Source organism: Niabella soli DSM 19437 (genome assembly GCF_000243115.2).
Classification (GTDB): Bacteria; Bacteroidota; Bacteroidia; order Chitinophagales; family Chitinophagaceae; genus Niabella; species Niabella soli.
Genome location: NZ_CP007035.1, coordinates 2,404,654 through 2,418,313 on the forward strand (window position 1 = coordinate 2,404,654; position 13,660 = coordinate 2,418,313).

Genomic DNA, 13,660 nt, shown 5'->3' on the forward strand with positions numbered 1-13,660 from the left:
CGGCTGGCAAGCATTTGCGTTACTATACTCCCGTTAAACTATAAGTTCCCGTAAGCACTCATATGGCCTGTACAATCGATACTGCAATATTAAAATGCAAAAACCACCCCATCACTCAACGAATTAGCTGTTTATTAAACAATTTTATCAACCACGATCAGCACGCAAAAAAAGGATCATCCCAACCTATCCTAACGTGTGGACGTGAGGTTAATTTTAAGAATTTATAAAGCAGGGCAAAGCAGTAGTGTACGTTTGCTCTTACCATCAACAAATACTAAGAATAAATGGAAGTGCGCGCCCGGATGAACCGTTCGGACGGCAGTGCACCTGCAATATAAGCCCTCTCCCAAAAGAGTACCGCCGCGCTGGGCGGGAGTGGTGCCAACAGGCCAGGGCTTTTTCCAGTTTTCCACATCGCAACAAAACCTTCCTCTTTTATGTTACATTTGTTACTCAAAGCAGGAGATTTTTAATGGATAAATTTATCGTTTCAGCCAGAAAATACAGACCCCAGACTTTTGATACAGTAGTGGGGCAGCAGCACATCACTACAACCCTTAAAAATGCGATCAAACAGAGCCAGTTAGCACACGCTTTTCTTTTTTGCGGACCGCGGGGGGTGGGCAAAACGACCTGTGCGCGCATTCTGGCCAAAACCATCAATTGTGAGCATGCCACACCCGAAGGGGAGGCCTGTAATGAATGTAACTCCTGCATTTCCTTTAACCTGGGCACTTCGCTGAACATTCATGAGCTGGATGCCGCCAGTAATAACTCCGTTGACGATATCCGGACGCTGGTAGATCAGGTGCGTTTTGCTCCGCAGGCGGGAAAATACAAGGTGTATATTATTGATGAGGTACATATGCTGAGCTCTTCTGCGTTTAACGCTTTTCTGAAAACCCTTGAAGAGCCGCCCTCCTATGCAATTTTCATCCTGGCCACTACCGAAAAGCATAAAATTTTACCCACCATCCTCAGCCGCTGCCAGATCTTCGATTTTAAACGGATCACTACCAATGACACCGTAGAGCACCTGGAAGCGATCTGTGAAAAAGAGGGCGTAGTGGCAGATAAAGCGGCACTGCAAACCATTGCCCAGAAAAGCGAAGGCTGTATGCGCGATGCCCTGAGCATCATGGATAAGATCGTAAGCTTCACCAACGGAGAATTGAATTATAATAATACTCTTGAGCACCTGAATATACTGGATGAAGATTATTATTTCCGCCTGATCGATCTCATGATGCAACAGGACCTCTCCGGCGCCATGCTGTTATATGATGACATCAACCGGAAAGGATTTGAGGGCGACCTCGTATTAAACGGATTTGCCTCATTTATACGCAACCTGCTGGTAAGCAAAGACGAAAAAGTGGTGGCGCTCCTGGATACCGTGGAAAGCTTTAAACAGCGCTATATTAATACGGCCAAAAACATACCTCCCCCCGTTTTGATCAGCGCGCTGAATATTTTAAACGAAGCAGAGATCGGCTACCGCGCCGCCCGCAATAAACGGTTACATGTAGAACTGACACTGATAAAATTATGTTATCTGCAACAGGCGATCGAACTGGCTGCCGGCGATGCAACGCTGCATAAAAAAAAAATAGTTGAGCAAGCAACAGCAGTTCCCTTCCGGAAGATCCGGCCCATCCTTGCGCCATCAAAAGACGATAAGAAAGCGGGAGCACCCGGCGCCTCACCGGTGAAAACAACCGGCGCCCGGCTGATCATTGAAGAGCCCAAACCCAGACCTGAAGCAGTTCCCGCGCCAGCGGAAGCCAAACCTCCGGCAAGAAAAATTGCCAGCCTCGAAAAATTAAGAAAACAATTCAAGGAAAACAATGTTGAGCAGATTGATATTCCGCTCACACAGGAAGCACTTAATGCTGCCTGGAAGGATTTTATTGTTCAATTAAAAGAAAATAAAAATTCAGCGGCCCAAAGCTTCGACCTGGCACAACTCAAAGTGCTGGATGAAAATTCTTTTTATGTTTATACCGCCAATGCCATAGAATACCGTTTTGTGGAAAGCTGTAAAACAGAAACCTCCGAGTTCCTGCAACAAAAACTTTCCAACAGCCAGTTGCAATTCTATATTATAAAAAGAGAGAACAAGGAAGTACATGAAAGCAATGAGCCCAAACGGTTAACAGCGGTGCAGCAATACCAGAAAATGATTGAAAAATACCCCCTGGTAAAAGAATTGAAAGAAAAACTGAAAATGGAACTGGACCGGTGATCGGTACCGGTTTTTATACACTGATCTGCATAAGCCGTGTATCCCCGGCTACATCCACTTACCATTTGCAAATGCTGTGGGTAAAACAAACAGGCTGTTCTGTATGTTATAAGTTATACTCCCGGAAGGGTTGTTAAAAAACTAAAAAAATATACGCATGAACACAGCAAAAATGCAGGTAGAGATATGGAGCGATATTGCATGTCCTTTTTGTTATATCGGGAAAAGAAATTTTGAGTCAGGAATTGAAAAATTTGCTGACGCGGCCAATATCAACGTTACCTGGAAAAGCTTTCAACTGGACCCCACCCTTCCTGAAAAAACAACAGTAGACCACGAACAATACCTGGTCAAATACAAAGGGCTGCCGGCCGACCGGGTGAATCAAATGCTGCAACAAGTGGCACAATCTGCAAAGGCTGCAGGGCTCGATTTTCACTTTGAGAAAATTGCCACGGTAAATTCTTTTAACGCCCATCGCCTGATACAACTGGCGAAAACAAAAGGGCTGGGCGATGCGGCAGAAGAACGTTTATTTAAAGCTTATTTCACCGAAGGAAAAAACATTGCAGACCGTATTACCTTAACCGAACTGGGAAAAGAAATCGGGCTTACTGAAAATGAAGTTACGGATGCATTAACCAGCGAAACGTATGCTGCTAAGGCGAATGAGGACATAGACGAAGCCCGGCAGTTGGGCATAAGAGGTGTTCCATTTTTTGTACTGGATCGTAAATATGCCGTTTCAGGTGCGCAACCCGCTGAAGTATTTACCCAGACGCTGGAAAAGGCTTTTTCAGAATGGCGGGCAAAAAATCCCGAGACAGCTTTTGAAGTTACGGAGGGTCCTTCCTGTACTGCAGACGGCAACTGCGGATAATCTTTTGATGCGGCAAATAAGCCGCTGAGCCACTGAATCTCTGAAAACATTTAGCCGGCTACCGCCAACTATTAAAAAGGCGCCCCCATTACATTTAGCGGTCGTTTAAAAATTATACTAATAATAAACCGGAATCAAAATTATTTTTAAGGGGTGTACCTACGGCACACGAAATGATCTGTGGCCGTAACCAGCTACCAACAGGTTGTTCCGATGGAACAAAACAAACGAAGCTGTTCTCTCAACACTTTGCACCAGAAAATTGTTGAATAATGCCTGCAGCATTACCCATTTTTAGAACTGCATATTATAATGATTGATCGTGCCGCGTAGCGGCTACCCATTGAAAGCAATCGTTTTAAGTTTAATGGCGGCTTAGTATAAGATTTCCAAGGATCATGTGTTTCAGTGTCTCTGTGGCAAAATGCTTTCGCTGATTATAAAAAAAGCTACCAAATGGTAGCTTGTAACTTTTTGCTTTGTTTGTTTAATACTCGTCTTCGTTAAAAAGAAAATCTTCCTGGGTGGGATAGTCGGGCCAGATGTCTTCAATTGTTTCATAAACATCTCCCTCATCCTCCAGTTCCTGTAAATTCTCTACCACTTCAATTGGAGCTCCGCTTCTGATCGCATAGTCAATCAGTTCATCTTTGGTAGCTGGCCAAGGGGCATCTTCTAAATAGGATGCTAATTCAAGTGTCCAAAACATATTACATTCGGTTTTTTATATTAAACAGTGTTCCTGAAGCAAGGTTCAGGTGGATTCAAAATTTTCGCAAAAGTAACTGTATTCCCTAACTTGTCAAACACTTATTTTCACATACTAAAAAAACGGCGGGGGCCAACGGCAAAAACGGCATTTTTATCTGTTTGTCAACTAATTATAGGTAAATTAACTCAGACCACTTCTCGCCGGCTTTTGCAGGAGATATATTTATTGCCCCGGTAAATCGCTATATTTACGCCTCAATGATTTCGGGAAGACAAATACACAAATCCTATGGTACGGTGCCGGTACTCAAAGGCGTGGATATCGATATAAATAAAGGCGAGGTCGTTTCTATCGTAGGGCCCTCGGGCAGTGGCAAAAGCACGCTGCTGCACATTCTGGGCACTTTGGATAAACCCGATTCCGGAACGGTGGTTATGAATGAAACACCCATCAGCTCACTGACCGGCAAACAACTGGCGGCCTTCCGGAATAAAAATATCGGATTTGTCTTTCAATTTCACCACCTGCTGCCGGAGTTTTCTGCCATAGAAAATGTTTGCATCCCGGGCTGGCTCGCGGGCCGTAAAAAGAAAGAGGTCCTGGAAAAAGCCAAAGAACTTTTAGCGGTGCTTGGGGTAGACCACCGGCTGGAAAATAAACCTGGTGAATTAAGCGGCGGAGAGCAACAACGCGTTGCTGTGGCAAGAGCGCTGATCAATCAGCCCCAGATCGTTTTTGCAGACGAACCAACCGGCAACCTGGACACTGCCAATGCACGGGAATTGCACGACTTGTTTTTTAGTTTACGAAAACGGTTTCAGCAAACATTCTTAATCGTAACCCATAACGAAGAACTGGCTACATTGAGCGACCGTACCCTGCATATGAAGGATGGGTTGATTGCATAAAAAAAATCCGGTTGCCCGGACTCTTTATAAATACTTTGGGTATTGCACGCTTATCTTGAAAAAGCCTGCGTGGTGGTTACACCCGCACTGGCATTAACCAACGTTAAGGTTTTAAAACTACCCGCAAAATTTTCTTGTATCTTATAAGTAACATTATCAAATACCATTGTTTTTGTATCAATAATAGAATAATTATGCTGCACTCCTATCTGTTGGCCGCTGCCATCATAAGCCCATGCCGTACCGTTTTTATTAAAACTTACATATCCGCCCGCCGGCAAATTATCCATTGTGGCACCAGGGCTGGTTGTGGTGGTCCAGGCTACCCACCTCCCTGTCGACAGGGAATTATACATGGTGTCTAAACCCAGGGCATCCTTTGTACGCTGACAGGAAGCAAAACCTATGGAAGCCACAATTGCTGCTGCGAAAAATAATCTTGATATTGTTTTCATATTGATTCTTTTAAATTTTGGATTATACCTCTTACGAACCAATATTTGTGCCAACCCTCATAAAAGGTTTTTATTTAACTTTTAACTTTCCTCACAATCAACAGCTTTATAAAAGCCGTTTCTTGTAAAGTCCTGTTAAAAGCAAACAGCCCATAAAATAACAACACGCTGGGAATCAGGAAACACGCGGTTTCCAGGGAATATCAGCAATCCCGGATACAAATCCGGTATAGCGGGCCAATACAAAAAGATAGTCGCTGAGGCGGTTCAGGTATTTGGGTACAACAGGCTCAACTGGCGACGTTTCTGATAAGCCAACGACCAGCCGCTCTGCTCTTCTGCATATGCAACGGGCGATGTGCAATTGTGCTACCGGTACACTCCCTCCCGGCAGAATGAATGATTTCATTTCAGGCAACTGGCCCGTCATCACATCGATTTCTTTTTCAAGCAATACAATATCTTCTTCATGCAGATCGGGCAAAGTCATTTTTGTTTTTTTATCCGGATCCTGCGCCAGCACAGCGCCAATCGTAAACAACCGGTCCTGTACTTCCTGCAATATTTCCTTTGAACGGACATCGGATAGCAGCTCCTTGCATAAGCCTGTATAAGAGTTCAGTTCATCCACGGTGCCATAAGCTTCTATGCGCAGATCGGCCTTGGAAACCTTGGTGCCACCGATCAGCGCCGTAGTTCCCTTATCTCCGGTTTTTGTATAAATACGAAAAGTCATTCGTTGATAATTTGTGGTTGGATGTTCGATGTTGGATGCTGGATACTTGACACTGGATGCAAAACGCTGAATGCTCAATCCCCTCACTCGCTACTACCTATTTACTATTTGACCATTATCTCTTCACTATTGCCTATTCACTGCCGCTTCCCGCTCCACCGCAAGATCGCTTTCGATCACCCCATCGCGCAGCCGCACAATACGATGGGCATAGCGGGCAATATCTTCTTCATGGGTTACCAGTACCACGGTATTGCCATTACTGTGAATGCGGGTAAAAATATCCATGATCTCATAAGAGGTTTTCGAATCGAGGTTTCCCGTGGGTTCATCGGCCAGTATCAGTGACGGGTCGTTCACCAGTGCACGCGCAATTGCCACCCGCTGGCATTGCCCCCCACTCAGTTCATTAGGCTTGTGATGCGAACGGTCTGTAAGATTTACCAGGTCCAGCATCTGCAGGGCTTTTTCATTACGTTCACTTTTCCGGATGCCCGCATAAATAAGCGGTAAGGCCACATTTTCCAAAGCGGTAAGCCGCGGCAACAGGTTAAATTGCTGGAAGACAAATCCTATTTCTTTATTACGCACCTCGGCAAGGGAATTGTCATCCATTTTACTTACATCCTTTGCATTAAGGACATAAGTGCCTGAGGTAGGCGTGTCCAAACACCCCAGAATATTCATTAAGGTACTCTTTCCGCTACCGGAAGGACCCATTAAAGCCACATATTCGTTCTTATTAATATTAAGGGTGATGCCTTTTAACACGGGCAGTTCCTGCTGGCCCATAAAGTAGCTTTTTCCCAGGTTGCTGATATGGATAATGGAAGTGGCCATTTATTTCTTGATCACCTTTGGCACTTTAAAAAAAACGCCATCTGTTTCAGGGGCATTCAACAATGCTTCCTCACGCGAAACTGACCCTTTAACTGCATCGTTCCGCAACACGTTGGTCACATCGCTCATGTGCATCAATGGCTCCACATCCTTCAGATCCAACTCATTCAGCTTTTCAACAAAACCGATCATCTTTTCCAGGTCGCCCATGAATTCGGTCTTTTCTTCAACAGAAAAAGTCAGTTTCGACAAATGTGCCAGTTTATCAATTAACGCTTCATTCACTTCCATAGGCCAAAGGTATTGATAATATCAAAAAAGATATTATCTAAAGAAAAAATTAGTCTGTTGAACTGCAAAGACGCAGTAGCGCAGGGTTATGGAACATCCAATGCTGGTTTCAAGGTTTAAGGTTCAAAGTTGTTCGAACATTGGACCTTGAACTTTAAACTTTTCAGTCCAGTGCTCCCAGCCACATGGCCCCGCCGGCGCTGTCCCGTTTGGCCCCGGTAACCGAACTAAGCACCGTATTCTCCTCGCGCCAGCGCAATACGGCAATCAGCGCCATGATCATCGCCTCTTTAAACTGCACCAGGTCTTTTTCCGGCACCACTACCTTCGCATGTAGCTGATTTTCCATCCGTTCTATTAAAAAGCGGTTCAGCGCACCCCCGCCGGTTACCAATAGCTGATGCGTTTCCCGGAGGTAAGCAGGATCTGTGCTCAGTGCCTTATCCACCTGCTGCACCACGTGTTCCACATAGGTCCTTAACTGATCTTCCACACTACCCTCATATTTTTTAATAAGGGGATACACCGTTGCTATTCCAAAATCATTCGCGAGGGATTTGGGCGCCGGTTGGTTGTAATAACTCAATCCATTAAGCTCCTGCAACAACGCATTGTTGATATTCCCGCTCCGGGCCAGATCGCCATCGGCGTCATATTCCTTTCCCAGTTCGCCCGCCAGCACATTCAGTACGCGGTTGGCAGCACAGATATCAAACGCTTTATAATCAGTTTCTTTTATGGATAGGTTAGCAATGCCGCCCAGGTTTAAAAAATACCGGTAATCGCTAAACAATAATTTTTCTCCGATGGGTACAATGGGCGCTCCCTGGCCGCCCAATGCCACATCCATCGCCCTCAGGTCCGAAACCACCGGCAGATCCGTCTCGGCTGCAATGGCCGCCCCATCGCCTATCTGTCCGGTCAGGCCGCGTTCCGGAAGATGAAAAGTGGTATGGCCGTGGGAACCGATCACTGCTATTTTATACTGCAGCGCATTTTGCTCAATAAAGGCATTCACCTGGCGACCAATATAATGCCCATAGTCTGCATGTAATAACTGATATTCGAGTGCAGACAATGTGATAGCATTTTCCAGTTTTGCTTTCCATTCCGGCGCATAGGGTTGGCAATCGGTATGCTGAATTTCAAACTGCCACTTTCCCCCGTTTTCATGAAATTCAACAAAAGCGATATCCAGCCCGTCCAGCGAACTGCCGCTCATAACGCCAATAGCCCTGTAAATCATAATACAATTTTAGAGGCACCAAAAATAACGGATTAAGGGCAGATGGCGGGCCCGGGGTTTGAAACCCAAAACAATTCGTTATTTTTAAACTTCAATACCTGCAGTATGATTATTAATTTAAGCGAACAACATAGTCTGGTCAGCAACTGGGTAAGCGAACTACGGAATATTGCGGTACAAAACGACCGGATGCGTTTCAGGAGGAACCTGGAGCGCATTGGCGAAGTGATCGCTTACGAGATCAGCAAGGAAATGGACTGGGAAACAGTGGATATTGAAACGCCGCTGGGCATTGCTCCCACCAAACTAATGCAGGAACAGCCCGTACTGGCCACGATCTTGCGGGCGGGGTTACCCATGCATCAGGGCTTGCTGAATTACTTCGACAAGGCCGATAATGCATTCGTTTCTGCCTATCGCAAACATCATAAAGACGGCAGCTTTACGATCAATGTAGAATACCTCAGCAGTCCGCCATTAGATAACCGGTTCCTCATCATCTCTGACCCCATGCTGGCAACAGGCGCATCGCTGGTGAAAACCATCCAGTATTTAAAAGATGTGGGCAATCCCAGGGTGATCCATATTGCCGCAGCCATTGCCTGTACGGAAGGAATAGAATACGTTACAAGAGAACACCCCGACCTGAAAATATGGTGCGGCGCTATCGATGATGAAATCACCGCCAAGGGCTATATCGTTCCAGGACTGGGAGACGCCGGCGATCTGGCCTACGGAGGAAAAGCACAGTATTAGCTACCTGCTGTCCCATCCAGACTTAAAAAATATTTAAAAAAGCACCCGGGCCTAACTATTTCGATTGGCCAGGATACCTGTTTGATATTCAATTTTCAACGCTTCTTTTCATTTATTGAAAAACTAATGACTGTTAAAAAAATATTTATGTATTTTCCTCGCGGAAATTCCCCATTCTATTTATAAAAATATGAACGAAGCAATCAGGCATTTTATCCAAAAAGTAAACGAGAGAAATATCGGAGAACCGGAATTTTTGCAGGCAGTCAGCGAAGTTGCAGAATCACTTATTCCCTATATTGAATCGCAGTCGCAATACAAAAAAAGTAAAATTTTAGAACGCCTTGTTGAGCCGGAGCGCGTGGTGATTTTCCGGGTTCCCTGGCTCGATGATAAGGGAGAGGTTCAGGTAAACCGGGGGTTCCGGGTTCAGATGAACAGTTCCATAGGGCCTTTTAAAGGAGGCCTGCGGTTTCATCCGTCCGTAAACCTGAGTGTTTTGAAGTTTTTGGCCTTTGAACAAGCTTTTAAAAACAGTTTGACCGGCCTGCCTATCGGCGCCGGAAAAGGCGGTTCTGATTTTGATCCAAAGGGCAAATCAGAAAACGAAGTGATGAAATTCTGCCAAAGTTTTATGACAGAGCTGTACCGGCATGTTGGAGATGATATCGACATCCCCGCGGGGGACATTGGCGTGGGCAAGCGCGAGATCGGATATCTCTTCGGGCAGTACAAAAGGATTACCGGCACTTTTAACGGGGTGCTGACCGGAAAGGGCTATGAATGGGGCGGCAGCCTGATTCGCCCGGAAGCGACGGGTTATGGCCTTGTTTATTTTGTTGAAGAGATGCTGAAAATGAAAGATGATACATTAGTAGGTAAGAAAGTAACCATTTCAGGCTCGGGAAACGTGGCCCAGTTTGCTGCTGAAAAATGTATTGAAAAAGGCGCCAAGGTATTGACTATGTCTGATTCCGAAGGTTTTATTTATGATCCGGCAGGCATCGACCAGGCGAAGCTGGAATACATAAAAGACCTGAAAGATAATTTACGCGGCCGCATAAAAAAATATGCCACTAAGTACAAATGCGAATACTTCCCGGGAGAACGCCCCTGGAAGATCAAATGCGATATAGCGTTGCCCAATGCCACACAAAACGAGCTGGATCTGCACGACGCCAAAACACTTATCAAGAACGGATGCTTCTGTGTTGCGGAAGGCGCCAATATGCCCTGCACACCGGAAGCCATCGCCGTTTTTAACAAAGCCAATATATTTTATGCCCCCGGAAAGGCGGCAAATGCAGGCGGTGTGGCGGTTTCAGGACTGGAAATGTCGCAGAATTCCCAACGTTATTCGTGGTCGAGAGAAGAAGTCGACAATAAACTCAAAGGTATTATGCAGGACATCCATCAGCTTTGCCTTAAATATGGCAAGGATCCTCATGGACATATTAATTATGAAAAAGGCGCCAACATTGGTGGCTTTGTAAAAATAGCCGAAGCCATGCTGGCACAGGGTGTGGTGTAATATTTGCATTTTTCAATGTATATCGAACTGCGAAGTCTCCCGGCTTCGCAGTTTTATTTTGTCGCTTTTAGTGATATAACTGCACGAAAAACAGCAACATTATCTGATTCGCCGCCCATTAATACTCACTTATAACATCATATCCTTATTTTTACAAAAAATAGCTACACCAATGAAAAAAGTTTTTATTGCACTCCTTTCCGTAACACTGGTCCTTTCCTGTTCAAAATCTGATGTAAAAAACGATGAAAAGCCTGCACACCAGCCCATCTCAGGAATGGGAGAAACTACCGGTGCACTGCAAGGCACAGCTTTCACACTGCCGCAGGGCGTAACACTTGTGAACAATGAAATCAACGGGTATTTGTCAGGTGATGTATGCAAAGAATTGAGTTCAGGTTACTATGTAGCCGTATACTTTGTTCTTAAGAATACGACCGGCGCAGCTATCAGCGTTACCTTTCCTGCCGGGCTTACGATAAAAGCACTGGATGCCAGTTATCAAAACGGTTTTGTACTCCAGGAAGAAACGATCTCCATCAACGCAGGGGCAAGTTGTCTGGTTTTACTAAACGGCTACTGCCTGAACGCCAGCAGGCATGCTTCATCCGATGGGGCACAATATACCTGGGGACCCGTAACGAATGCTCCTGAAATGGTTTACCTTATCAATCTTTGTAAGAGCAAAAAAATTGATCAGGACACCGACCTGCAGGGCGCGATATGGTCCATCACGGATGGTGATGGGTTGAATGACTATGACATCCAGAATATTAAAAGCCTACCCAATAAATAAAACGGCTCGTCGAAACTTTGGGTTTCGCAGTCTTATGCTATCGTTTGCAGCGATCTGTACGAATACTATTTTTATTCGTAACATTGTCCCATGGCAGCAACGGTTTATTTAATTCCCACTTATTTGCATGAACAGAACCTGGAAGTATTGCCTTCCTATATCCTGGAAACCATTGAAAAATGTGCTGTTCTTTTTGTTGAGAACGAACGCACCGCCCGCCGGTATCTCAAGCAATTAAAAAAAGAAATCGTCATCGATCACTTTGAGTGGTTTGGCATCCAGAAGGCAGAAGAACAGGTTTTGCAGCAATTCCGGCAGCAGTTACAACAGCAAAAGACCATTGGCATCATTAGCGAAGCCGGTTGCCCTGGTGTTGCCGACCCGGGCCAGTTGTTGGTTGCTGCCGCACAGGATGCAGGAGTTACTGTAGTTCCGCTAGTAGGGCCCAGTTCCATTCTGCTGGCGCTTATGGCCAGCGGACTAAACGGTCAGCAGTTTAGTTTTTTGGGGTACCTGCCTATTGATAACGGGCAACGCATTAAAGCGATAAAGGAATTGGAAAATGAATCGCAGCGAAAAAACAGCACCCAGATCTTTATTGAAACGCCGTATCGCAACAACCAGCTACTGGAAACTTTATTGAAACACTGTCATCCGCAAACCCGGTTGTGTATTGCCGTAAACATCACGGCACCCGATGAGGCCATCAAAACCAAAACGATTCTTCAATGGCAAAAGGAGGTTCCGGAACTGCATAAAAAACCGGCCATTTTTCTCTTAATACGCTGAGGCGCCTGCATCCGTCATAGAAAGAATACTATCCACAACGTACACGGTATTACCCCGCCAGGGCAGCGCGCCGCGGTATTCTTTATAATGCAGGTCGAAACGCTTACCGCTATGCATCGCCAGCGAATCATATATACGTTTGCTTTCGATGGAGAACACAAAATTATTCGACTGGGCACCACCGCCTACGGCGCCTTTGATGCCGGCCTGGATCAGCTCGCCCTCAAAGGTTTTAAAGACCTGTCCTTTACGCACCACATTTTTCAAAATGCCTGATTTTACGCCATCGCCGAAAACATTATAATAATGCCAGTACATATAAGCACCTCCCAGCACAATAACAGCCAGCAGCACCCGCAACAGGTAGCGGCCGCACCCTGAACGATTGTTTGTTTTCTTTTGGTTTTCAACTGGTAAGGTTTCCATAAAAATTCGTTTTGTTATAAAAAATTAACGTACAATATTCAAGATTGCATTATTTTTGTGCTTCGAAAGTACAATTTGTTTTTAAATGAATAACTTTTTAAAACATACAAAACACGTTGCATTTCATGCAAATATCACTACCGGGATCTATGCGGTAGGGTTTGACGTGATAGTATGTTTTCCCCGACCGATGCGTAGTCCTGAATGCTGACAGGACGTACCCCTGACCTGGGCCCTGTCAGTGAAACATCTCCGCTAAAATTTTTATCAGGACTGGTCGCCCCCGCAATTCATTCAATTACACATCGTGGACAATCTCAATCAGGAAATTATCGTTAGGGTAGCCGAAGCTGCCGATAAACGGTTTGCAAAAATCATCACGGACGAAATGGAGTCTTCTGCCAAAGCCCGCGGAACGGGCATTGCCAAAAGAAGCCCTGCATATATTGAAAAAAAAATCGACGAAGGCAAGGCCGTTATTGCCCTTACCAAAAAAGGGGAATGGGTAGGCTTTTGTTATATCGAAACCTGGAGCCATGGAGAATACGTTGCCAACTCCGGTTTAATTGTTGCCCCTCCTTTTAGAAAAAGCGGTGTGGCCAAACAAATTAAACAGACCATCTTCAAACTCAGCCGCAAGATGTACCCCGAAGCAAAAATTTTCGGGCTAACCACCGGGCTGGCCGTTATGAAGATCAACAGCGACCTCGGATATGAGCCGGTTACTTATTCCGAATTAACACAGGACGAACAATTTTGGGCGGGATGTAAGAGCTGCGTGAACTATGAAATTCTTATGAGCAAAGACCGTAAGAATTGCATGTGCACCGCCATGCTTTATGATCCTAAAGACCATTATGAACCTGAAGAAACAAAAGCGTTTTTTGAGGAAAATAAAACCGGGCTGGAACGCCTGCAGCGTTTTAAACAATGGAAATTCTTAAAAGCTTTCCGGAAAAAAGATAAAACCGGGGGTGGCGCAGGAGGCGGAACATTGAAATCGTTTTTTAAAGGGATGTTTCATTTATAAATCAAATCATAAGTCA

The 13,660-nt window shown here is 45.1% G+C and carries 15 protein-coding genes; 8 read left to right on the top strand and 7 right to left on the bottom strand.

Features of this window, described 5'->3' with window-relative positions:
- Positions 1-475: 475 nt before the first annotated feature.
- On the top strand, positions 476-2,248 hold the full coding sequence (dnaX, locus tag NIASO_RS10115; protein WP_008585532.1) for a DNA polymerase III subunit gamma/tau: 1,773 nt from the start codon (positions 476-478) through the stop codon (positions 2,246-2,248).
- 157 nt (positions 2,249-2,405) lie between these two features.
- On the top strand, positions 2,406-3,128 hold the full coding sequence (locus NIASO_RS10120; protein WP_008585535.1) for a DsbA family oxidoreductase: 723 nt from the start codon (positions 2,406-2,408) through the stop codon (positions 3,126-3,128).
- A 487-nt stretch (positions 3,129-3,615) separates the two neighbouring features.
- On the opposite strand, the gene NIASO_RS10125 is transcribed toward NIASO_RS10120, so the two are convergent.
- Positions 3,616-3,837, bottom strand: coding sequence for a DUF2795 domain-containing protein (locus tag NIASO_RS10125; protein ID WP_008585537.1), 222 nt, complete (start codon positions 3,835-3,837; stop codon positions 3,616-3,618).
- A gap of 260 nt (positions 3,838-4,097) precedes the next feature.
- Here NIASO_RS10125 and NIASO_RS10130 point away from each other — a divergent pair, with 260 nt between their 5' ends.
- Entirely contained in the window at positions 4,098-4,748 is a 651-nt protein-coding gene (locus NIASO_RS10130; protein WP_008585539.1) for an ABC transporter ATP-binding protein, read from the top strand.
- A gap of 50 nt (positions 4,749-4,798) precedes the next feature.
- Here the strand turns inward: NIASO_RS10130 and NIASO_RS10135 are convergent, their stop codons facing one another.
- From NIASO_RS10135 to NIASO_RS10155, 5 genes are all read right to left on the bottom strand, one after another.
- Positions 4,799-5,203, bottom strand: a complete 405-nt coding sequence (locus NIASO_RS10135) for a hypothetical protein (RefSeq protein ID WP_008585541.1) — start codon at positions 5,201-5,203, stop codon at positions 4,799-4,801.
- A 175-nt stretch (positions 5,204-5,378) separates the two neighbouring features.
- The gene (locus tag NIASO_RS10140) at positions 5,379-5,939 is read right to left on the bottom strand and encodes a cob(I)yrinic acid a,c-diamide adenosyltransferase (RefSeq protein ID WP_008585542.1); all 561 of its coding nucleotides are present in this window, start codon (positions 5,937-5,939) and stop codon (positions 5,379-5,381) included.
- 126 nt (positions 5,940-6,065) lie between these two features.
- Positions 6,066-6,779 (bottom strand): ABC transporter ATP-binding protein, encoded by a 714-nt coding sequence (locus NIASO_RS10145; RefSeq protein ID WP_008585543.1) that lies wholly within the window; start codon positions 6,777-6,779, stop codon positions 6,066-6,068.
- On the bottom strand, positions 6,780-7,070 hold the full coding sequence (gene gatC / locus NIASO_RS10150) for an Asp-tRNA(Asn)/Glu-tRNA(Gln) amidotransferase subunit GatC (protein WP_008585544.1): 291 nt from the start codon (positions 7,068-7,070) through the stop codon (positions 6,780-6,782).
- Positions 7,071-7,233: 163 nt separating this feature from the next.
- A complete protein-coding gene (locus NIASO_RS10155; RefSeq protein WP_008585545.1) occupies positions 7,234-8,316 on the bottom strand; it encodes an anhydro-N-acetylmuramic acid kinase in 1,083 nt (360 codons plus the stop codon).
- A 105-nt stretch (positions 8,317-8,421) separates the two neighbouring features.
- On the opposite strand from NIASO_RS10155, the gene upp reads away from it, so the two are divergent.
- The 4 genes from upp (at position 8,422) to NIASO_RS10175 (ending at position 12,188) form a co-directional block, all read left to right on the top strand.
- Positions 8,422-9,072 carry a uracil phosphoribosyltransferase gene (upp, locus tag NIASO_RS10160; RefSeq protein ID WP_025298866.1) on the top strand — a complete coding sequence of 217 codons (651 nt, stop codon included), beginning with the start codon at positions 8,422-8,424 and terminating at the stop codon, positions 9,070-9,072.
- Between the two features lie 190 nt (positions 9,073-9,262).
- The gene (gene gdhA, locus NIASO_RS10165) at positions 9,263-10,603 is read left to right on the top strand and encodes an NADP-specific glutamate dehydrogenase (protein ID WP_008585547.1); all 1,341 of its coding nucleotides are present in this window, start codon (positions 9,263-9,265) and stop codon (positions 10,601-10,603) included.
- A 172-nt stretch (positions 10,604-10,775) separates the two neighbouring features.
- Positions 10,776-11,399, top strand: coding sequence for a hypothetical protein (locus NIASO_RS10170; RefSeq protein WP_008585548.1), 624 nt, complete (start codon positions 10,776-10,778; stop codon positions 11,397-11,399).
- A 90-nt stretch (positions 11,400-11,489) separates the two neighbouring features.
- Positions 11,490-12,188, top strand: coding sequence for an SAM-dependent methyltransferase (locus NIASO_RS10175; protein ID WP_008585549.1), 699 nt, complete (start codon positions 11,490-11,492; stop codon positions 12,186-12,188).
- Here the strand turns inward: NIASO_RS10175 and NIASO_RS10180 are convergent.
- Entirely contained in the window at positions 12,177-12,614 is a 438-nt protein-coding gene (locus NIASO_RS10180) for a hypothetical protein (RefSeq protein WP_008585550.1), read from the bottom strand. The genes NIASO_RS10175 and NIASO_RS10180 overlap by 12 nt on opposite strands.
- A 307-nt stretch (positions 12,615-12,921) precedes the next feature.
- Between NIASO_RS10180 and NIASO_RS10185 the strand changes: the two genes are divergently transcribed.
- Positions 12,922-13,644 (top strand): GNAT family N-acetyltransferase, encoded by a 723-nt coding sequence (locus NIASO_RS10185; protein WP_008585551.1) that lies wholly within the window; start codon positions 12,922-12,924, stop codon positions 13,642-13,644.
- Positions 13,645-13,660: the final 16 nt, after the last annotated feature.